This window comes from Mucilaginibacter sp. A5337 (assembly GCF_059690695.1).
In genome coordinates this window covers 1-21,369 of the sequence record NZ_JCAWEC010000001.1, presented here as the reverse complement: position 1 = coordinate 21,369, position 21,369 = coordinate 1, and the positions used below count along the sequence as shown (strand labels likewise).

Sequence of the window (21,369 nt, the reverse complement as noted above, 5' to 3'; positions counted from 1 at the left end):
GACGCATCACATGGAATTATAAACTCAATATTACATCCAGGTCCAGCACCCCATCATAATAAACATGAGTTTGCCAACCTTACTTGGCAGCATATCATAGTGTTTTTTAAAAGCTGCTGTAAAATGATGTGCGTTTTTATAGCCCACGGTTTCGGCCACTTCGCTGACGCTGCGACCGTCTTGGAGTAATTTATGGGCGAGATTCATCCTGAGTTCGGCCAGGTAACCAAAAACAGTGTTGCCAAACAATGCTTTAAACCCCTTTTTTAGTTTAAAATCATTAAGCCCGGTTTTGCGCGAAAGCTCGGTTAATGAGCATGGCTGTTTTAAATTTTGCTCCACTATATTTCTGGCTTCCAGTAAGCGGGTTTTATCACTTTCGCTTAAAATAGGTTGCAAAATTGTTTCCTCTGGTTGATGCAATTTGATTAGTAAATCCACTATGCCGGCTTCAAGCAACAGGCGTTTTAAATAAGGGCTTTGGGCATTGTCTAAAATGTTGTTACTGATGGATTGTGCCTTGGTATTCAGATCCTTTTTAATCAAATGATCGGGGTGTTTTTTTACATCGTCAGGCAAAGCACCCTGGGCAGATAACTTTTCTATAAATGATTCATCAATACATATGGTCAACATCGAGGTGTTACCATGGAGTAATACATTGACATTTAGGTTGGCCCTGCAAATGGAATAACTATTGCCCTTACTTATTCTTATCGATGTTTTCCCGAGGGCAACTTCCGTTTTACCATCCAACATGAAAAGCATGACCCTACCTGGCTTAGGGCAATCAATACTAATAGAGAACGACCGGGTAGAATCAAGAATACTGTATACAACACAAATCCCATCAAACCAGCATTCATTTATTTTAACACCGCCGTCGGTAAATCTTATTTCGTGACCTCTCTCCTCAAGGCATGCGGCAGTAAAACCTTCCGGGTAGTGTAATTGAATATAGTTGGTTTGTGAAGCAGTGGTAGGGGCAGTGTGCATAAAATCCGTTTAGCGTTGTTTTCAATCCGTTTGGCGTTAACCAAATAGGTTAGCTATGCTACAAATTTGCATCATTATTTTTAATTAGTCTAAATAAATGAAAATTATTCTTCCTTTGATACTTGTCTTGTTGGTTTCAACTGTTGCTTTTGCACAACGCGACACAACAGGGAAGGATAGCACTAAGCAATTAAAAGAGGTGGTAGTAACAGGTACCCGAACCGCAAAAAGTTTACAGCAGGTACCTATCCCGATAACCCGCATCACATCCGAAGAAATAAAAAAACGAGGGTTGGTGCGCCTCAACGAGGTTTTATCTGAACAAACCGGCATTAACATTTTGGATGATCCGCACGGACAGGGCATCCAGATCCAGGGTTTTGATCCGGCTTATACCCTCATCCTGATAGATGGCTTGCCGCTGATTGGTCGCAGTACTGGTATCCTGGAGCTATCAAGGATCTCCACCAATAATATCGACAGGATAGAAATAGTTAAAGGCCCTACATCTTCCCTTTACGGCTCGGAGGCAATGGCCGGCGTAGTGAACATCATTACAGCCGAGCCAGCCAAAGGCTTTTCGGGTGGCGCGGCCGGGCGGTATGGTACCAATAAAAATGCCGATATCTCCCTGAACTCATCATACAAAACGGATAAATTTTACATCAGCGGTTTTGCCAACCGCAATAGCAGCGGAGGCTACAGCCTGCAACCGGCATCAGGCATTCCAACGGTTTCGCCTTTTCATGGCTATACACTTAACGGCAAAACAGCTTATCGCTTTGATGATAATACCAGTCTGAAGTTATCTGTAAGGTATTTTACCAATGATCAGGACAGCCGTTTTTCGGTTGATAATAACCGCTTTGCTTCAGGTAAAGGCACCGAAAAGGATTTCAATATCGCGCCTGTACTTACCCATCGCTTCAGCAAAAAGGATGTTTCAGTGTTGCAGCTTTACCGCTCGGTTTATAAAACCAATTCGGATATCAGGTATGAGGATGACAATGCAGTTTACGATCAAACTTACTTTACCCAAACCTTTAACCGTGCCGAGGTACAGGACGATTATGCGGCTCGGGATAATTTAAAGTTGACAGCAGGTGTTGGCGGCCAGTATGAAACTGTAGAGGCTACACGCTATACCAAGCAGCAGTCATTTACATGCGGTTACGGTTATTTCCAGGCGGATTGGATCCCGGTAAAAAAGCTTGACATCATAGGAGGCGGCAGGTTTGATGCGCACAGTGTTTATAAATCGCAGTTTAGTCCTAAACTGGCGGCAAGTTACGCGCTTAGTGATAAGCTTACCATATTAGGTTCGGCAGGTAAAGGATACAAAGCACCTGATTTCAGGCAGCTTTACCTCAACTTTACCAATGCCGAAGTTGGCTATAGTGTATTTGGTTACGAAGAGGCAAAAGCCGGGATAGCGCGCTTACAGCAGGAGGGACAGATTGAAACAGTATTGATTGATCCCTCGACACTTAAAAGATTAAACGCCGAAAGTTCGACAGCTTTCAACTTTGGTTTCAGATATAAACCAGTTACTAAACTTTATTGGACTGCCAACCTGTTTCGCAATAACATCAGCAACCTAATCGAGACCGCTGCCATCGCCCTGAAAACAAACGGGCAATCGGTTTTCTCTTACTTCAATCTCAATAAAGTATATACCCAGGGGGTAGAAACCGATGTTACTTATCAGCTTTTTAAACCCCTTCAAATAGGCGGCGGCTTCCAATACCTAGAAGCATATGACCAGGATGTGCTTGATCAGATCAAAGCTGGCAAGGTTTTCACCAAAGACCCTGAAACCAATCTCACCAAAGTATTAAAACGGAGTGACTATGGCGGTTTGCTCGGCAGGTCAAAATATACCTACAACATCAGGCTCAACTATTACGACAAAAAAACAGGCATCAACACCTCGGTAAGGGCTATTTATCGCGGAAGATATGGCTATAAAGACAGCGATGGCAATGGCATTGTAAACCGGGATGATGAATATACCAACGGCTATATGCTGGTCAACGCGTCAGTTTCAAAGCTGTTTATGAATAATGCACTCCGTTTGCAGTTAACTGCGCAAAACCTGTTTAATCATAAAGATCCGCAGGTGATCCTGAACCTGCCCGGCAGGCTTATCTACGCCGGCGTGGCCTACAATTTTAATAAGCAATAATTATTAAACTATCATACATAAAACACACATGAACAAATTCAAAACTTTATCATTGGCATTCGGCGCGGCGACTATATTACTGGTATCATCATGCAGTAAAAACAACGACGATCCAACCCCTGCAGCAAGCAAGCTTACCACTAAAACCATTGCTGATCTTGATGGTGCATCAAAGGCAACCGTTTATTTCAGCCTTGCAACAGGAGCAGAGGTTACAGGGGCTGATACTGCTTCAGCTACTAAATGGGACCTTAAATTTAAATCGACCAGCATATTTGTAAATGGTGGTACATCAGGCACCGGGACAGCCCAGGCCCAGGTAGTGAGCAGCACGTTTGAAACGTTAACCACAGCACCAGCAGATGGTTATAAAAGCGATGCAACGGGCGCTCCTGCCATTTCGGGCTGGTACACTTATACCGCTACTACCGAGCCGCAGCACGCTATCCTTACCGTACCTGGTAAAATATTCGTGATCAAAACTGCTGACGGCAAATACGCTAAGGTTGAAATGATCAGCTATTACAAGGGCAATCCAAACACTACAACTGCCGCGTTTGCTGATCTTACTACCAGGCCGGCATCACGTTACTATACTTTCCGCTATGCTTACCAGGGCGACGGAACAACAAGCTTCAAATAAGACAGGTTTTCTTTGGTTGGTTAATTATGTCGGAAGTCCCCTGAAAAGGGGGCTTTTTTGTTTTATACTTGTTTTATGGAAACTCAAAATGCAGCGTACTATATCCAATTGTTAAACCTGTTCCCCCATCCTGAGGGTGGTTATTACAAAGAGACTTTTCGTTCCGAACAGCAGGTTAACCGTATTGGAGAGACAAATGTTAAAAACGCCTGCACTTCCATTTACTATTTATTAGAGAATGCTGACTTCTCCGGTTTTCATCGCATTGCATCAGATGAGATCTGGTATTTTCATAAGGGGCAGCCTTTGATCATTCACGTGGTCCAAAAAGATGGCAATTTGATAAGTCATGAATTATCTGACGAAAATACCGGCAGTTTTTCAGTAGTTGTACAGGCAGGCTTTTGGTTTGCTGCTGAATTAAAGAGGAGAGAGGGCTTTACATTGGTGAGTTGTGCCGTTGCGCCAGGTTTTGATTTTAGCGAATTTGAAATGGCTAAGCGTGACGAATTGGTGTTGCAATATCCTCAGCATGAGGCTTTGTTAACGAGAATGTGCAGGGAATAAGTCGTCGATTGCTGGGATAAACGATATACGAGGCGCCTACGGAGCCCAAAATCAGGTTCGCATTCGGCTCTATAAACACGATACTCCTACGGAGTTTTGGAAAACTGCCATTTTTAACTCCGTAGGAGTATCGTGTTTATAGCATCCCGAAATTCGGCTCCGTAGGTGCCGCGTAAACCCAAGCAGAAACATCACCATTTTAATATTTTCAATCCGCCCATTTTATTTAATTTTGCCGAATGGATTTTATTATTGAAGCAGCCGTAAAAGCAGTTAAACAGCTATACCAAACTGACATTGAACCGGCTGCCGTTAGCATACAGGAAACCCGTAAGGAGTTTGAAGGACAGGTAACCATAGTAACCTTCCCGTTTACCAAATTTTCGCGCAAGGGGCCTGAACAAACAGGTGCCGAAATAGGGGAGTTCTTAAAAAACGAGTTGAAAGAAGTTGCTTCCTTTAACGTGATCAAAGGTTTCCTTAATCTTTCTATCAGCGATGAATACTGGATCAGCCAGTTATATAATCATATTACTGCCGATGATTTCGCGGTAGCAAAACCTAATGGGCAAAAGGTAATGGTGGAGTATTCATCTCCCAATACCAATAAACCGCTGCACCTGGGCCATATCCGTAACAATCTGTTAGGTTATTCGGTTGCTGAGATCCTTGCTGCCGATGGGTATGAGGTGATCAAAACCAACTTGGTTAATGACCGCGGAATCCATATCTGTAAATCCATGCTGGCCTGGCAAAAGTTCGGCAATGGCGAAACTCCCGAATCATCAGGCATGAAGGGCGATCACCTGGTTGGTAAATATTATGTATTGTTTGATAAGGAACTGAGGGAACAGCTTAAGCCCGTATTGCATGAGGTTTATGAAAAACACAATCTCTCCGCCTTTAAAGAAAACCAGCAGGTAAAAATAGAAGAATCATTAGCTACCATAGCCAAGGTTAAGGAAAAACGCGCACAAACCGACGAGGCAAACAAAAAGCTAATCGGTGAGTTGGATGATAAAATAGCCGGCGAGGAAGATAAGATCAAGGAGATAGCCAAAAATGCTACACCTATCATGATTGAAACTCAGCAGATGCTGCAAAAATGGGAAGCCGGCGATGAAGAGGTAATGAACCTTTGGAGAACCATGAACGGTTGGGTTTATGCAGGCTTTGCTGAAACCTATAAGCAACTTGGTGTTGATTTTGATAAATACTACTACGAATCGAACACTTACCTTTTAGGTAAAGATATTATTGAAGAAGGCCTTGCAAAAGATGTATTCTTTAAAAAAGCAGATAACTCGGTTTGGATAGACCTTACTTCAGATGGTCTTGACGAAAAGCTTGTACTTCGTGGTGATGGTACTTCGGTTTACATTACCCAGGATATGGGTACAGCACAGTTGAAGTATAATGATTACCATATGGATAAATCCATCTATGTGGTAGGTAACGAGCAGGATTATCACTTTAAAGTGTTGTTCCTGATACTGCAGAAATTGGGTAAAATCGGTTCGGATGGGTTATTTCACCTTTCATATGGTATGGTTGATTTACCATCGGGCAAAATGAAATCACGTGAAGGTACAGTAGTTGATGCCGATGACCTGATGGCCGAAATGGAAACTACAGCTAAAGAACAAACCGAAGCCATGGGCAAAGTTGATGCTTTTAGCGAAGAAGATAAGGTTGCGTTATATCATACTATAGGTATGGGAGCCCTAAAATATTTCCTGTTAAAAGTTGATCCCAAAAAACGTTTGCTGTTTGATCCAAACGAATCGGTAGATTTTCAGGGACATACCGGGCCATTTATTCAATATACCCATGCCCGTATCAAATCAGTGCTAAGCAGGGCTGATTATAATGCTGAAATTAAACCGGTTGTAACTGAATTGGCAGGTGTTGAACGCGATCTGATCGTGTTGCTCAACAAATATCCCGAAACAGTGAAAGAAGCGGCGAAAGGTTACAGCCCGGCTGTTATTGCCAATTACGTGTATGAGCTTGCCAAAACGTACAACAAGTTCTACCACGAAAAATCGATATTGCAGGCTGAAGACGAGGATTCAAAACAATTCCGTTTAGCCTTATCTGCATCATCAGCTAAAGTGATCAGCAAAGGCATGAAGCTTTTGGGTATTGAAGTGCCTGAAAGGATGTAGAGCCCCCTAACCCCCTAAAGGGGGAACAATGATTGTTAATACAAAAGCCTTTAGCAGACAATCGCTAAAGGCTTTTCTTTTTATAACTCCCCCTTTAGGGGGCTGGGGGGGGGGCGAGATTATCTCCAATATCCCCTCACCCAAACATAACCACGATTGGTTGGTTGCCAGTGGCCTTGTACGTATACGTGATTATATCGTGGTCGCGCGTAAAAGCCTTGACGGTAAACGTAGTGGTTACCGCGCCAAACCCATTCGCCGGGTACCCAAACGGCATTAGGGTAAGGCGCTATCGGGCGCACATAAACCGGTTCAACCGGTTGTTCGGTTACATAAGCCTGGCTTGAGCATGATGCAAATAATGAGCCTGTTAAGGCGAGTACTATTCCTAATTTAGCAATGCTTTTCATTTTCAGATGTTTTTAGTTGTTCAGTATAATTACTATTGACAACCTCCAACATCGAAAGTTTAACCGGGTTTAGGCGCTAAATTTATCAGCTACAACCAAATCCTTGCTGCCTGGGGTGTATTTATAAAACCCGCTGCCCGTTTTGGCCCCTAAATGGCCTGCAGTTACCATATTTACCAATAGCGGACAAGGGGCGTATTTAGGGTTGCCAAAGCCATCATGTAAAACTTTTAAAATGGCAAGGCAAACATCAAGACCTATAAAATCAGCCAGTTGCAGTGGACCCATAGGGTGGGCCATACCCAGTTTCATTACCGTATCAATTTCCTGAACGCCGGCAACGCCTTCATATAAAGTGTAAATAGCCTCGTTTATCATGGGCATTAAAATGCGGTTGGCTACAAAGCCGGGATAGTCGTTTACCTCCACCGGATCTTTGCCTAAAGTGCGCGAAAGCTCCATGATGGTTTCGGTAACAGCATCGGTAGTAGCATAACCCCGTATTACTTCTACAAGCTTCATTACCGGTACCGGGTTCATAAAATGCATGCCTATTACATTGCCCGGATTTTTGGTAACTGAGGCAATTTTAGTAATAGATATGGATGAGGTATTGGAAGCAACTATTACGGTATCTTTGCAAATGTCGCTAAGCTGCTTAAACAGTTTTAGTTTTATTTCCTGGTTTTCGGTGGCGGCTTCTATTACAAGGTCGGCATGCTGAGCGCCTTCAGTCAGGTCGGTAAAAACCCGGATGCGGCTCAGGGTCTGGGTTTTTGTTTCTTCATTTATAGTACCCTTTTTTACCTGCCTGTCCAGGTTATTGCTGATAGTTTGCAACGCTTTACTCAGTGCATCATCGCTGATATCAACCAGCGATACTTCAAAGCCATGCTGGGCAAAGGTATGTGCAATGCCGTTACCCATCGTTCCGGAGCCAATTACGGTAATGTTCTTCATAGTATATGTTTAAGAAACCGGCGAAATATCGGTTTATCAAATTGCCGGTGTTACAAGGTAATAAACTTGCCGGCCTCTTTAACAGTTTTTTTGTTGATAGTTTTAAACTCCGGGATCTGCCCGAGATCAGCTACTTCCGAATAATCAAGGATATAGCTTTTTGAATAGATATCCTTATCGCCGTTGAAAATCACACCCATAATAGGGATACCATATTTTTTTAGCGCATGTAACGAAAGCAGGGTATGGTTAATACTGCCCAAATAATGTTTACTTACCAGTATAACTCGTGCGTTAAGCTGTTTAATCAGATCAATGATCAGGAAGTTATCATTCAGGGGCACCATCAAACCACCGGCTCCTTCAATGATCAATTGGTTATCTGTTTTTGGCAGAACGATGTTTTCCAGGTCGATAGTTACTTTATCAAGTGCAGCCGACTTATGGGGAGAAAAAGGCTGTGTGAGGGCATAAGCCTCCGGGAAAAAATGGGTAATCTTATTTGAAATGAGGCTTTTAACTTTAAGCGTATCGCTTTTATCAAGATCGCCTGACTGTATAGGCTTCCAGTAATCCGCGTTTAATTTTTCGGTTAAAATAGCCGAAACCAGTGTTTTACCAATCCCGGTATCGATGCCGGAAATAAATATCGGTTGTTTATCAGGCATGTAATAATCTAAATTTATTAAATGTTGCAGCCAGCAAAGTTAACTCATTTTCGGTATTAAAACTATGCAGGCAAATCCTGATGCGTTCGGTACCCTGCGCAACTGTTGGGCTTAGGATAGCCCTTACATCCAGGTTGTTCATTTGCAGTTGCTTAGCCGCTTCCCGGGCCATTTCATTGCTCCCGAGTATTATGCACTGGATAGGGCTGTCGCTGTTTAACAAGGTGAAATTTTCGCCTGTATTTATCTCCTGTTTAAATAATTCTATATTCTTTTTTAGGCTGATGATAGCCTCGTGCGAGTTTTCCAATAGTCGATAGGCCATTTTTATAGCCGCCAGTTGATGGAAAGGAGCCGAGGTTGTATAAATAAAAGAGCGAGCAAAGTTGATCAGGTAATTCCGCATATTATTACTGCCAAGCACTATTGCCCCGTGACCGCCCAATGCTTTACCAAATGTTACCACACGGGCAAAAATTCTTTGTTGTAAGCTTAGTTCGCAAACCAATCCCTTAGGATATAAGCCTACTGCGTGCGCTTCATCAACAATGAGGGCAGCGTTATATTTTTCTGTGAGATTAAGGAGCTCCAAAAGGGGAGGCATATCGCCATCCATAGAGTAAACACTTTCGATAACCACGTAGCAATTACCTTTAGCTATTTTTAGCTTGGCCTCCAGGCTTTCCAGGTCGTTGTGCCGGAAGCTATAGCGATTGGCATAGCTTAATCTTGCGCCGTCGATAACAGAGGCATGCACCAGTTCATCTAAAATTATAGTATCGCCACGCTGGGCAAGGGACGACAGCAATCCCAGGTTGGCATCATAACCCGAATTAAAAAGCAACCCGGCTTCGCTTAGGTGATAAGTGGCTATTTGCTGCTCCAGGTCTTCAGCATATTGTATATTGCCCGATAGCAGCCTTGATCCGGCCGCGCCATTTAAGCTAAGCGGATGGTTGTTTACTTCATGGGCAATGCTTTGCTTTAAAACAGCAGAATGGGCAAAACCGAGGTAATCATTCGAGCAAAAATCAACCTTGCCGTTTTCGGGTTTCAGTTCACGGTATGTGCCAGCTTCCTGCCGCTCCTGTAATTTGCGTTTTAAAAAATCGTCGGCTGCTTTCAAGTATGCTTCGTTTGGTGCAAAAATAAAAAAAGCGACCATTGGTCGCTTTTTTCTATGTGATAATGTTTACTGGCCACCGCCGCCCTGGCGCATACGGTCCATTCTTTCCTTCATTGCCTTGTCGTAAGCAGCAGCCTGATCTGCTGTTAAAATAGCTTTGATCTTGGTATTGGTTGCTTCCATCATTGGGCGCATGGCAGAGCGCATTGCATCCCTGTCGCCATTGGCAGCAGTACGCACGCTGTCCATTTTAGTTGCCTGCTCTTTGTAAACCGCGGTGATCTTGGTAGTTTGATCATCTGTTAATTTAAGCTGGGTTTGCAATTCTTTTGCTCTTTCTTCCGGGCTTCTCCTCATGCCACCCTGGGCGTAGCTGGCTGCTGAAATTCCTAAAAGGAAGCAGCACATTAACAATAATTTTTTCATAGCTTTTTAATTTAATTTACGTTTTATCAGTATGATAAAGATATATCGTAATAGTTTAAAAAAGCTGATGTAACTTAATTGTTGCCTTGCTGTAAGTTAGATATGGAGCGCTGCATCTGGGCCATCATAGCAGTTAAACTTTCCATGGTAGGCTCAGGTGAAGGTGAAGGTAATTGTGTTGAAATATAACCTTTAGCCTTCCATAGCTCCAGTACGTCTTCGCCGGATATTTCATAGGGTTCGTAAACTGGATTATCAGAAATAAGCTTTAGCTTTTTGTTCTCCTTAAATTTATTGCCGATGCGTTTATAAACCACGCCATCATTTTTAGAGATCACTACATAGGTTTCGCCACTTTTTACATCGCCCCAGTTTTCTACATATTCACCTATTATAATAGTACCTGATACAAGGGGCAGCATGGAGTCGCCTTTGATTTCGAAAGCGCGGTAAGTACCCTGTTTAAACATAGGCAGATAGAATTTGGGAAGCTGCGCCACATATTCGGGATCTGCATAACCATTAAGGTAGCCGGCACTGGCTTTTACGGGCACCATTTCTATATTTTCATTTTCTTCCTTATCAACAGAAATACTCAGGATCCGCAGGTTGGCAGGGTTGCCTTTTGGCTTTGGCTGCCATTTTTCGTTGATGGTTTCGTTGATGAAGTCATCAATAGTAACATCAAAATAGGTTGCTAAAGTTTTTAGTAAGTCGTATTTGGGATCAGCCCGGTCTTCTTCATATGCGCCTACTAATGAACGTTTTATACCTAATTCGTCCGCAAATTGCTGCTGCGTTAAACCCTTCTTTTTGCGGAGAAACTTAATATTTTGTGAAATTATTGACATAAAATTTGGATTTGCTAAATTTATTAGTAATTTTATGCTCATAAAGTTAGTAATAATTATCTGTTCACCAAATTTTTTATCATAAAATGAAACGTTTTGTTTATATCATTACCGACAGGAACCGTAAAAATCTGCATGTAGGCTTATGTTCAGACCTGATGAAAACCATCCAGTTTTACAGCGAAATGCCGACCTTGTTTTTTGACAATGCGCAGCAGCTTAACCGTTTGGTTTATTTTGAGGAGATCAATACCGAAGAGCAGGCTATGGAACGTTTCAAAGTGGTGAGCACATTTACGCGTCCGCAAAAAGAAAAAATGATCAGATCTGTTAATGCCGACTGGATAGACTTAACCATCGGCTTAAAATATGAGCAGGGCTTACGCGTAAGGCCGCAGCTGCGCCCGTCATTAAATGCGAACCGCAGGGTTATGGCTTTTTAATAAACTTTAAAGCCCCTGAGTTCATGCAATACCTTTTGCCGCCGCGGTCGGCAGGGCCATCATCAAATACGTGGCCAAGGTGTAAGCCTGTACTTTTTTCGATAACTTCATCACGGCTCATGCCGTAGCTGTTATCAGTAATTATTGCTACTTTTTTCGGGTTGAAGGGTTTAACAAAACTTGGCCAGCCCGTACCGCTGTCAAATTTATCATCCGAGGTAAATAGTGTGTCGCCGGTTGCGGCACTTACATAAACACCTTTTTCGTGGTTGTTCCAATACTCGTTCTGATATGGTGGCTCGGTGCCGCTTTCAACCATAATGTGATATTGATTGGATGTTAGCGTCTTTTTCCATTCATCGGCAGGCTTGCTCAATTTTCGTTTAGCATCCTGTCCACTGGTGTTTTGACATCCTAATGCTGTCAGGATGCTTAAAGTTATCGCTGTTAAGATGAGTGTTTTCATAACCCATTATGTTTTGATGTTATTTTAATTATAGATGCTTCCTTTTATTGCAGAAAGTTTCTACATGCTATAACTCAAATACGTAATTATATTATACCGGGATTGTCATTTGACAGTCTGTTTATATCAGCTTCTTTTTAGGCACCAATACCTTACTTACCAGGTGCACTATACCATTGTTTTGTTTTATATCAAACTGGTTGATCACGCTTTTACCTCCGTTGCCATCAATTAAAACAATGTTACTATTGCTATCTATTTTAGCGAACAATTTTCCACCCGAAAGCGTGGTAAACGTGGCCGTGCCTTTTCCCTTATTGATCTTTTTCTGAATGTCCCTTGCTTTTAGCTGCCCGGCAATGGCATGGTAGGCAACTAAATCAGTAAGTTCCCAAATATGCGCCGGTTTAGCAAGAGAGTCAAACTTGCCGGTAGGCATATCGCTGTATCCGCTATCAACAGGTACAAATATGGTGATTGGTCCCCGGCTGGTGTAAGTAAGCGACAGGTTTGTTTTTTGAATAAAAATATAAAATGTATGTGTATTGGGCGCTGTGGATATATTTTTTACAATATCATTGGCCGGGAGCATTGTTGTATTACTGCTTTTGTCGTTAGTTTGGGCCAGCAATAATGGCGGGCAAAATGCAATTGATATGAATAGCAGTAACTTTTTCATAGTGTGTAGGTTATAAGTTAAACATACAAAATATAAATAGGTTTTAAAATGGATAGCCGGGTTGTAGATTATAAACTACCTTTGTTGACCTATGGAAATCTTCCCTACGCAATATTCAACCTTATCCTCAAAAGCACTGAATATAAAACTTCGGGAAAGTTATGGTTTAGACGATACAACATGCCGCTTATTGATCCGTAATGTGAGCGATACTTATGTTATAGAAAATGTGACTGAAAAGTACATTTTCAAAATTTACAGAGATGCCCACCGTAAGCTGGAAGAGATCAAAGGCGAAGTAGAATTATTGACCATTCTGTTTGAAAAAGGAGCTAAAGTATCCCGGCCAATTTCTGATATGAATGGAGGAATACTGCAGGTTTTCAATGCTGCGGAAGGTACACGGTATGGTGTTTTGTTTTCCTGGGCACAAGGCAGTGTTATTTATGCCATGAATGATCGGCAGCTTGAAACTGTAGGCAGGGAGATGGCGGCCATACATAATATCACTTCGTCAATTGAGCTTCATCATTATCGTGAAGTTTATTCGGTGGATACCACTATAGTTAATCCGCTTAAAATACTTGAACCTGCATTTGTTGGGTTAGAAGAGGAGTATGCCTATCTAAAACAAACCGCCAGGGAAGTAATTGAGCGGTATAAGCAATTTGATGGGAACTTCGGCTATGGTTATTGTCATTTTGATTTTCTCCCGAAAAACTTTCATTTCACCGTTGATAATGAGATAACCTTTTTTGATTTTGATTTTGCGGGCAAAGGGTTATTGGCTTATGATATTACCTCTTTTTTTATTCATTACTTTTTAGAGTTTACTTACGGCAAAATCTCTGAGAGGGAAGCCCGTGATGCATTTCACATTTTTGTTGATAGTTATCGTAAAATTCGGCCATTATCGAATGAGGAAATTGCCGCCATACCATATTTAGGCTTTGGCTTTTGGGTGTTTTATTTTGGCTTTCAGTACGAAAACTTTGATGACTGGTCGAACTTGTTCTGGGGGCCTAAGTTTATGAAAGACCGGGTTGCACTGATTAAGAAATGGATGAATACTGCTCATATTTTATTACCGTAGTTTGATATTGAGACGAAAGTTAAAATAGAAAAAGCGGCCATCAGCCGCTTTTCTTATTTTACAATAAGCAATTATTACCAACCCGGTGTAAAGCCTAAACCAAACAACGGCTTTTTAACGTCGCTGCGGTTAAACGGAACGGCCAGGTAAGGCTCCAAAATAAAAGCGCCAAATACGTTAATACGCAGGGAAATACCCGCGCTTAAAGCAGGCACACGGCCGTAAAGGTTTTGAGTAGTTACTTTCCCTGTGTTATCAACAAAATCCTGCTGACCAATTACCGGCGGATCTTTCTGGAAGTAAATATGGTCGCCTGCATTCCAGGCCAATCCTGCATCGAAGAATAAGTTAAGATCGGTAAACAGGAACTTTGATTTTATAGCAGCCAATTTTTCGGGCCCGGTAAACGGCAAACGCACCTCAAAGTTGAACACTGCCAGGCGACTCCCTGACAATTGATCAATAGTGAAGCCATTAGTGGTGGCCTTGCCGTTATTATAAAACGTTTGACCCTCATAACCCCTGATGTAAAAAGGATAGCCTACAAATAGCGGATAAAGTCCTTTATCATCACCAAAACGGCCGGTTGCAAAGAACCTTGCTGCAAAAGTAACCGGCGCGGTACGTACATATTTCCTTACATCAATAGTAGGCGAAAAGAAACGGTAGGTACCAAAGTTATAGCCGGCTTCAAGCCTGTACCTGAACCCATTTAATGGCGCTGTTACACCAAAAAATGAATTATCGCCAATTAAAGCTGTCGAAAGCGTTAAAATGGAATATGATTTTAAATTATAAAAATAGGTTGAACCGTAATTTTGATTAAGGGTTGCTGATTCCTCATCGTTAGGGATTTTTTTCCTGTCGGATGTGATGTAATTACCAATACTTACCTGTTGTTTACCATTAACCATGGTGGTATCAAGCAGATAATAATCGCTGTAACGGTCAACACGGTAATAGTTGTGCGAGGCTGCTCCGCTCACTTCAAAGCGGGTAGTTCTTGATATGGGATAGGAGGTAAACACCCTGCCTGCATCTTCAAAGTTGCGGATAATGTCGATGTTATCAGAGTAAACCGTTTGATTTTTTCCACCCACATTTTTTACCGGGTAAGTGGATGTATTGAAGCCGAACTGGTAGGGTATATGTGAAACGCCCACACCAAGGTTCCACCTGCCGGTTTGATTTACATAAGTTACAGCAGCACCCGAATCATAAATTTGTCCGTTTACCGAAGCAGCGGCAAAGATCTGGTTACGACCCAGGATATCACTGAATACGCCTTGGATACCGCTTGAAAGACTTGTGCCATAAAAGTTACTAACGCCAACACCGATGCCGCTACCAGCCAGATAATCGAGTTTGAATTTGGAGCGGAACGGAATTGCCTTAACCGAATCGGTTGGGATTTTGCGGTAAGCCAAAAAGTTGTTCAGGTTGGAGTTGATCAGGTCTACACCGACAGAACGATTGGGCGGCAAGGTACCTGCTGCAAAATTAACATCGCCCGGCTGCACTACAATCGGTGTAAAGTCGGATGCTTTAGCGTTGTAAATAGAATATTTTTGTGCGCGGTAATAAGAATAAACTACATCATCATGGTTGGAAATACTTAACGCAGGTGAATATTCTGTAATGCCCGAAATACCAGTGAACAGGTTGGTCATTTGCTCTATCTTGCCTCCCTCAATCGTATACCGGTACAGGTTGCGAAAACCATCACGGTTGGATAGGAAATAGATCTGGCAGCCATCAGCCGAATATTGTGGGTTCAGGTTGTTGGATCCATTAAAGATTTTGATATCGGTTACTTTTCCTGTTTCGAGGTCAAGCTCGGCAAGGTTGAAAGGAATATCCTGCTCCAGGCTCTGGTCGTACGTAGTCCTGTCGCTCGAAAAGATGATCTTTTTACCATCCGGCGAATAGCTTGGCTGGTAGTCAGAAAACTTATCGTTGGTAAGTTGCGTAATCTTTTTAGTATCGAAGTTATAAGAGTACAGATCGCTTTGACCTTCGACCAATCCCTGGAAAACGATGTCCCTACCATTGGGAGACCATGACAGGTTACTGAACTGGGCAACCTGCTCCATCGAAATATCATCAATCACATCGCCACTTTTCAGGTCGACTACATCAAGCCTGTTACGCCCTTTGCTAAATACACTGAACGCGAATTTAGTCCCATCCGGTGACCATGCACCTGCCGATTCAATAAAGTTAAACTCATCAATATGCGTGTTTGATACTTTACTCGTGAGCTTTCGTAATATACGCCCGGTTTTGGCGTCGGCCAGGTAAAGATCAATACTGAACAAACTTTTGGCCGACAGGAAAGCTACATATTTACCATCGGGGCTAATAGATGGAGCAACAACCAGATCGCCGCCGTTTTTACTGTCGATGAGTTTGATACCTTTTGGTGTTTGGGTGGTATCTTTTAAAAACGGTTTATAGGTAGCTTCGATAGAGTTTTTCCAAAGGCGGGAAAGCGTACGGTCGTCGTAGCCAAAAGTTCTTCTGATGCCATATTCCAAACCAAATTTGGCTGCGTTTTTAAAGAACGGGACTATCACCGTATCACCATAAGTTGAGCCTATGAAGGACCAGAACGCCTCGCCATAACGATATGGAAAATATTTGCTGCTTTCGGTAAGGTCACGAACGGTAGGGATATCATGGTTCAGATAGGCATCGCGCATCCACATAGCTGTGTAAGTGTCCTTTTTACCTAACGACAGGTATTCGGCCATGCCTTCAATCATCCAAAGCGGAATGTTGTTTATATTTTCATATTCGGATGAATCATGGCCCATCAACAAGCGGTATTGGAAAGCATGTACCAACTCGTGGCCTATAACGTGCCTGGTAGTTTGGTTGGTTTCCATTACCGGCATTACCACGCGGTTTTTGAGGCCTTCGGTAACACCGCCGGTGCCCACGCTAATTTCGCCGTCGATAGCTGTAGTTTGCTGAAAATCGGGGTGATTGGCGTATAAAATTATGGGGTTGGCGTGTTTAAAGGTATCCCTGAAAACCTGTTGATGCAGGGTATACCAAAGCTCACTTTCCTGGGCAAAGCGTTTCACCATGCTATCATTTTTCAGGTAATAGTAAATCTCAAAGTGCGGGGTTTTATAAACGTTAAACTTGAGGTTTTTGTACCTTACTTTGTTTTGGCCAAAATATTGCGCCTTTACATTGGTGCTGATCAGCAGCGAGCCAACAAAACAAATAAATATAATGGTGTGCTTTTTAACTCTATTGAAAAGTGAGTAAACTTTATTCATATATTATTTATGCTAAATAGATATGGCTAATTTAATAAAATAAGGTTGTTCTTAATTCAAAAAACAACCTTATTCATTTTCTCTTCACTTATGAAAATAGCGCCTATACCTGTTTATCGCTGGTTAGGCGGCGTACTTTCCGGGTTTTCCGGATTGCTTTCCTGTACAGGTGTTACGCCTGTTGTATCAATAGGGTTGCTTAAGCTATCCGTTGATGTTGTATCTTCTTCAATATGTGGCGACGGACAGTTATAGGTTTTGGTGATCTTGGTCCATGGTTTTGGGAACGGACCATAAGTGTATCCTAATGACTGATCAGCATAAACCTTTTCCATAAACCTGCCGAAGATAGGCAGGGCCGTATGTGATCCTTCGCCGGTTTCGGAAGAGGTGAAGTGTACCGAACGGTCATCGGCACCAACCCAAACACCGGTTACAAGGTCTTTGGTGATACCCATGTACCATCCGTCGACATAATCAGACGAGGTGCCGGTTTTACCGCCTATCTGGTTGTCTTTTTTCCAAAGTCCGTTATATTCCCACAGCGCCTGCGAAGTTCCACCTGGTTCTTCCATGCCGCCGCGGAACATGTAAAGCATGAGCCAGGCAGTTTCTTCGCTTAATACCTTTTCGGTTTTAAGTTTAAACTCCTGTATCACGTTACCCTGCTGATCGGTGATCTTTGTAACCAGCAGCGGGTCAATTTTTTCGCCTTTGTTAAGGAACGTGCTGTACGCCCTAACCATTTCATAAACCGAAACATCGTTTGACCCTAAGGATACCGAAGGAACCGACTTTAGCGGGCTTTCGATACCGCAACGGTGAGCATATTCTACTATTTTATCCCAGCCTACTTTTTCGGTAAGCTGTGCGGTAATAGAATTTACAGATTTGCCCATAGCCCAGCGCAAGGACATTTCACGATAGGAGAAATGGAAATCGGCGTTGTTAGGTTCCCAAACTTTGTCTTCGCCGTTGTCTTTGTATTTGATAGATACGGGTTTGTCGGTGAATTTATCGCAAGGGGTAAAACCATTGTCGAGCGCAGTAAGGTAAGCGAACGGTTTGAAGGTTGAACCTGCCTGCCTGCGGCTTTGGTTTACGTGATCGTAGTTAAAGAAACGGTGATCGATACCGCCTATCCAAACCTTTATTTTACCGGTTGACGGCTCCAGGGTCATCATACCTGTATTAAGGATTTTGGCGTAATATTTAATGGAATCTATGGTAGAAAAAGTGGTATCCTGTTCACCATGCCAGGTAAATACCTTCATTCTCTTCTTGCTTTTAAAGTAATCCTGGATCTTTACGGTGTCACCACTATATTTTTTCTCAAGTAGCTTATAAATAGGCAGCCTTTGCTCGTTTTTAAGAATAAAATCTTTGATCTCAACGCCTTTTGAATCGCGCCACGGGTTTTTGTTTCCCCATAGGTTATAGAAGCGTTTTTGCAGCATCTTCATTTTTTCGGCAACGGCCTCTTCGGCATATTGCTGCATCTTGGAGTCGATGGTGGTGTAGATCTTTAAACCATCCTCATAAAGGTTATAATCATTATCCTTACACCATTTATCCAGCCATTTTTCAACTGCGCGGCGCAGGTATGAATCACCATGCGAGTCATCTTCAACATAGCTCAGATCAAGCGAGAGTGGCAACGCTACGTTACTTTTGTATTGATCAGCAGTGAGGTATTTATATTTTTCCATCTGCCCCAAAACGGTATTACGCCTTTCGGTAGCACGCTGCGGGTTTTTAATAGGGTTGTAGCTTGATGTAGCCTTCAGCATGCCTATAAGCAATGCCGATTCGGCTGGGTTTAAAGTACCCGGCTGCTTGTTAAAATATTTTAAGGATGCCGTTTTTATACCATAAGTATTATTACCGAACGGCACGGTATTGAAATACAATGTCAGTATTTGCTGCTTGCTATAAACATGCTCAATTTTAAAGGCCGTAAGCCATTCTTTACACTTATAAACCACTGTCCGCAACAACGGGATGTGTTTAATTACCCCCTGCGATTTCTTTTTACGCGTTTCGAACAGGTTTTTGGCCAATTGTTGGGTTATGGTACTGGCACCTCGCTTATCACCTTTGGCGGTTGAAAGCACGCTGGTGAAAAAGGAGTAAAAATCCACACCTCCGTGACTGTAAAAACGCGCATCCTCGGTAGCTACAAGGGCATTTACAAGGTTGGGAGAGATCTCTTTAAATTCGATAGGTGAGCGGTTTTCCTTATAATATTGCCCTATGAGTTTACCATCGGCAGTATAAACTTCTGATCCTACTGAAAGTACGGGGCTTTTAATGTCCTGCATGTCGGGTGAGTATCCGAAAAGCCAGAGGAAGTTAAGTTCTATCGAACAAAAAAAGATGATAACGAAGTATATGAATATGACGAAGTATCTTAAAAAGCGATTGCGTATACGTCTGAACATTGGGTAAAGATGAAAAATTATAGCACTACATCATAATGCTGTTTGACAAATATAAACAACGTAAAATAGACAGGTAAATTTTAGGTTAACACTGGTATGATACATATTTATGATGTGCAAAGTACACAATAAATAAATCAAAAGCAGTTTTGGAAATAAAAAATCAGCTGTTGCAGGCTACAGGGCCCGTTTCAATTAAGCTGTTAAACTTTATCTTGTTTTTTGTACTTTGTATCAATATCTATTAATATGAAAAGTTTGACCGAACAATTTAAGGTAAAGAGTGATTCCAAAATTTCGCTAAGCGATTATGATCCCGGTTTTAGCGACGGTTATGAAAAAGATGACGCCGGGGTCGCGCTAACCGAACTAATTGGAGAAACTTTTAAGTTACAAGCACAGTTATATGCCTCAAATAATTATTCATTGCTGATCATTTTTCAGGCAATGGATGCTGCCGGGAAGGACAGCGCTATTGCGCATACGATGTCGGGTTTAAACCCTCAGGGTTGCCAGGTATACAGTTTTAAACAACCGAGTTCTGAAGACTATGATCATGATTTTTTATGGCGGCATTACAAAGCTTTGCCCGAAAGGGGGCATATCGGTATCCATAACCGGTCGCATTATGAAAATGTGCTGGTAGTAAAGGTACATCCCGAACTCGCTTTGAAGGAGAATAATCCTTATGTAAAGGATGTGAGTGATATTGACAAGAAATTTTGGGAACAACGATATGAGAGCATCCGCAATTTTGAGAAGCATATTCATAACAATGGTACCGTTGTGATTAAGTTTTTCCTGAACGTATCCAAACAGGAACAAAAGAAGCGCTTTTTAAAGCGAATAGACAACCCGGCGAAGAACTGGAAATTTCAGGCCAGCGACATCACAGAGCGGGCGCATTGGGATGAGTATATGAATGCCTATGAAAGGGCGATCAACGAAACTTCTACAGATGATAACCCCTGGTACATTATTCCTGCTGATAAAAAATGGTTTACGCGCATTGCTATCTCAACAATCATCCGGGATACGTTAAGAGGCCTGAGCCTTGAGTTTCCTGTTTTGCCTAAGGAAGAAATGGAAAAACTGCAAGAGGCTAAGCAGCTTTTGGAAAAGCAATGATCTAAGCGTAAAGACTTACGAAGTTTTCAAAACTTCGTAAGTCTGTTTTATAATTTAAAAGTCTTAAATGCCTGAAAACATATTTTGTGCAGGCTCGCCAATAAAGGGCATTGGTTTTTTTTCGCCGTTAATAGCGCCTATGAAGCCAATAATCCATATAATAAAAAAGCCTAAACGTATTATCCAGATAATGGATGCGCCAATAAATACACCTGATGTAATAAATGCCATGCCGATAATAAAACCGGCAACCCATGAAACCAGTATTGAGGCAAGGTGAAACAATAAAGTTTGCCTTAACTGGTAAGCCGCCAGAGGCGTTTTATTGTTGGCATATAGAGCAAAGTAGGCAATGAGCCAGCCAATGAGTGTAAGATAACTGATGATGCCGGCGGTCTTACCGTCGTCAGTAGTAGGTTTGTAATTTTCCATGTGTGGTAAAGTTTTTTGTATAAAGCTAACTATTTAGAAATGAAATGGTTTTATTCATTTTTAAAATGACGGCTCATAGCTCGCATAATAGTTTGTACATCCGCACATCTGAAATCTGCACATTAAAACGTTACTCAACAGTTATCTCATTCTGTTCCCTCAAGGTCTCTTGCAGATTTAAGTTACCCCACAAAATTCACCAACCTGAAAGTTCAATAGGAGGCACCTACGGAGCCAAAAAATGCCCTTTTTTAATGCTATAAACACGTGGCCCCGCTGGGGCCGGCAAGGTTTTGCAAGATAATCAGTTATTAATTGAGTGTCTCGTCCTAAAAAAAGTTTACAGGTTTTAAGATAATCCTGTTATGTATTTACAGGTTTGATAATGTCCTGAGAT

General features: G+C 42.1%; 19 protein-coding genes. 7 read left to right on the top strand and 12 right to left on the bottom strand.

All coding sequences use genetic code 11. From position 1 onward, the window contains the following. Window positions 1-30: 30 nt before the first annotated feature. Complete coding sequence (locus tag AC59JO_RS00095) at window positions 31-996, bottom strand: helix-turn-helix transcriptional regulator (protein WP_497302708.1); 966 nt, start codon at window positions 994-996, stop codon at window positions 31-33. A 97-nt stretch (window positions 997-1,093) separates the two neighbouring features. On the opposite strand from AC59JO_RS00095, the gene AC59JO_RS00090 reads away from it, so the two are divergent. The 4 genes from AC59JO_RS00090 to argS all read left to right on the top strand — a co-directional run bounded on the left by AC59JO_RS00090 (window position 1,094) and on the right by argS (window position 6,559). Then, on the top strand, window positions 1,094-3,181 hold the full coding sequence (locus tag AC59JO_RS00090; RefSeq protein ID WP_497302707.1) for a TonB-dependent receptor plug domain-containing protein: 2,088 nt from the start codon (window positions 1,094-1,096) through the stop codon (window positions 3,179-3,181). Between the two features lie 28 nt (window positions 3,182-3,209). Beyond that, on the top strand, window positions 3,210-3,824 hold the full coding sequence (locus tag AC59JO_RS00085; RefSeq protein ID WP_497302706.1) for an HmuY family protein: 615 nt from the start codon (window positions 3,210-3,212) through the stop codon (window positions 3,822-3,824). 75 nt (window positions 3,825-3,899) lie between these two features. Next, complete coding sequence (locus AC59JO_RS00080; RefSeq protein WP_497302705.1) at window positions 3,900-4,391, top strand: cupin domain-containing protein; 492 nt, start codon at window positions 3,900-3,902, stop codon at window positions 4,389-4,391. A 239-nt stretch (window positions 4,392-4,630) separates the two neighbouring features. Beyond that, window positions 4,631-6,559 (top strand): arginine--tRNA ligase, encoded by a 1,929-nt coding sequence (gene argS / locus AC59JO_RS00075; RefSeq protein ID WP_497302704.1) that lies wholly within the window; start codon window positions 4,631-4,633, stop codon window positions 6,557-6,559. Between the two features lie 119 nt (window positions 6,560-6,678). Here argS and AC59JO_RS00070 read toward each other — a convergent pair whose 3' ends face one another. The 6 genes from AC59JO_RS00070 to AC59JO_RS00045 form a co-directional block, all read right to left on the bottom strand. Continuing rightward, on the bottom strand, window positions 6,679-6,969 hold the full coding sequence (locus AC59JO_RS00070) for a hypothetical protein (protein ID WP_413668594.1): 291 nt from the start codon (window positions 6,967-6,969) through the stop codon (window positions 6,679-6,681). A gap of 69 nt (window positions 6,970-7,038) precedes the next feature. Continuing rightward, window positions 7,039-7,929, bottom strand: a complete 891-nt coding sequence (locus AC59JO_RS00065) for a 3-hydroxybutyryl-CoA dehydrogenase (RefSeq protein WP_497302703.1) — start codon at window positions 7,927-7,929, stop codon at window positions 7,039-7,041. Between the two features lie 50 nt (window positions 7,930-7,979). Continuing rightward, window positions 7,980-8,597, bottom strand: coding sequence for a dethiobiotin synthase (bioD, locus tag AC59JO_RS00060; RefSeq protein ID WP_413668592.1), 618 nt, complete (start codon window positions 8,595-8,597; stop codon window positions 7,980-7,982). Beyond that, window positions 8,590-9,762 carry an aminotransferase class I/II-fold pyridoxal phosphate-dependent enzyme gene (locus AC59JO_RS00055; RefSeq protein ID WP_497302702.1) on the bottom strand — a complete coding sequence of 391 codons (1,173 nt, stop codon included), beginning with the start codon at window positions 9,760-9,762 and terminating at the stop codon, window positions 8,590-8,592. The genes bioD and AC59JO_RS00055 overlap by 8 nt, the downstream gene beginning before the upstream one ends. A gap of 27 nt (window positions 9,763-9,789) precedes the next feature. Continuing rightward, a complete protein-coding gene (locus AC59JO_RS00050; protein WP_497302701.1) occupies window positions 9,790-10,149 on the bottom strand; it encodes a DUF4890 domain-containing protein in 360 nt (119 codons plus the stop codon). Between the two features lie 74 nt (window positions 10,150-10,223). Beyond that, window positions 10,224-11,000 carry an XRE family transcriptional regulator gene (locus AC59JO_RS00045; protein ID WP_090527624.1) on the bottom strand — a complete coding sequence of 259 codons (777 nt, stop codon included), beginning with the start codon at window positions 10,998-11,000 and terminating at the stop codon, window positions 10,224-10,226. A gap of 86 nt (window positions 11,001-11,086) precedes the next feature. On the opposite strand from AC59JO_RS00045, the gene AC59JO_RS00040 reads away from it, so the two are divergent. Next, window positions 11,087-11,443: a GIY-YIG nuclease family protein gene (locus AC59JO_RS00040; RefSeq protein ID WP_091210517.1), complete on the top strand. Its 357-nt coding sequence runs from the start codon at window positions 11,087-11,089 to the stop codon at window positions 11,441-11,443. Here the strand turns inward: AC59JO_RS00040 and msrB are convergent. Together msrB and AC59JO_RS00030 are read right to left on the bottom strand one after the other, a co-directional pair. After that, window positions 11,430-11,909, bottom strand: coding sequence for a peptide-methionine (R)-S-oxide reductase MsrB (msrB, locus tag AC59JO_RS00035; RefSeq protein WP_497302700.1), 480 nt, complete (start codon window positions 11,907-11,909; stop codon window positions 11,430-11,432). The two genes, AC59JO_RS00040 and msrB, sit on opposite strands and share 14 nt — an antisense overlap. 121 nt (window positions 11,910-12,030) lie before the next feature. After that, a complete protein-coding gene (locus tag AC59JO_RS00030; protein WP_413668587.1) occupies window positions 12,031-12,588 on the bottom strand; it encodes a fasciclin domain-containing protein in 558 nt (185 codons plus the stop codon). Between the two features lie 91 nt (window positions 12,589-12,679). On the opposite strand from AC59JO_RS00030, the gene AC59JO_RS00025 reads away from it, so the two are divergent. Further along, complete coding sequence (locus tag AC59JO_RS00025; protein ID WP_497302699.1) at window positions 12,680-13,681, top strand: phosphotransferase enzyme family protein; 1,002 nt, start codon at window positions 12,680-12,682, stop codon at window positions 13,679-13,681. Between the two features lie 74 nt (window positions 13,682-13,755). Here the strand turns inward: AC59JO_RS00025 and AC59JO_RS00020 are convergent, their stop codons facing one another. Further along, window positions 13,756-16,971: a DPP IV N-terminal domain-containing protein gene (locus tag AC59JO_RS00020; protein WP_497302698.1), complete on the bottom strand. Its 3,216-nt coding sequence runs from the start codon at window positions 16,969-16,971 to the stop codon at window positions 13,756-13,758. Between the two features lie 113 nt (window positions 16,972-17,084). Continuing rightward, complete coding sequence (locus AC59JO_RS00015; protein WP_497302697.1) at window positions 17,085-19,412, bottom strand: penicillin-binding protein 1A; 2,328 nt, start codon at window positions 19,410-19,412, stop codon at window positions 17,085-17,087. A gap of 249 nt (window positions 19,413-19,661) precedes the next feature. Here AC59JO_RS00015 and AC59JO_RS00010 point away from each other — a divergent pair, with 249 nt between their 5' ends. After that, entirely contained in the window at window positions 19,662-20,540 is an 879-nt protein-coding gene (locus AC59JO_RS00010; protein WP_497302696.1) for a polyphosphate kinase 2 family protein, read from the top strand. Window positions 20,541-20,603: 63 nt separating this feature from the next. On the opposite strand, the gene AC59JO_RS00005 is transcribed toward AC59JO_RS00010, so the two are convergent. Next, window positions 20,604-20,972 (bottom strand): magnetosome magnetite crystal formation protein family, encoded by a 369-nt coding sequence (locus AC59JO_RS00005; protein WP_497302695.1) that lies wholly within the window; start codon window positions 20,970-20,972, stop codon window positions 20,604-20,606. Window positions 20,973-21,369 lie beyond the last annotated feature (397 nt).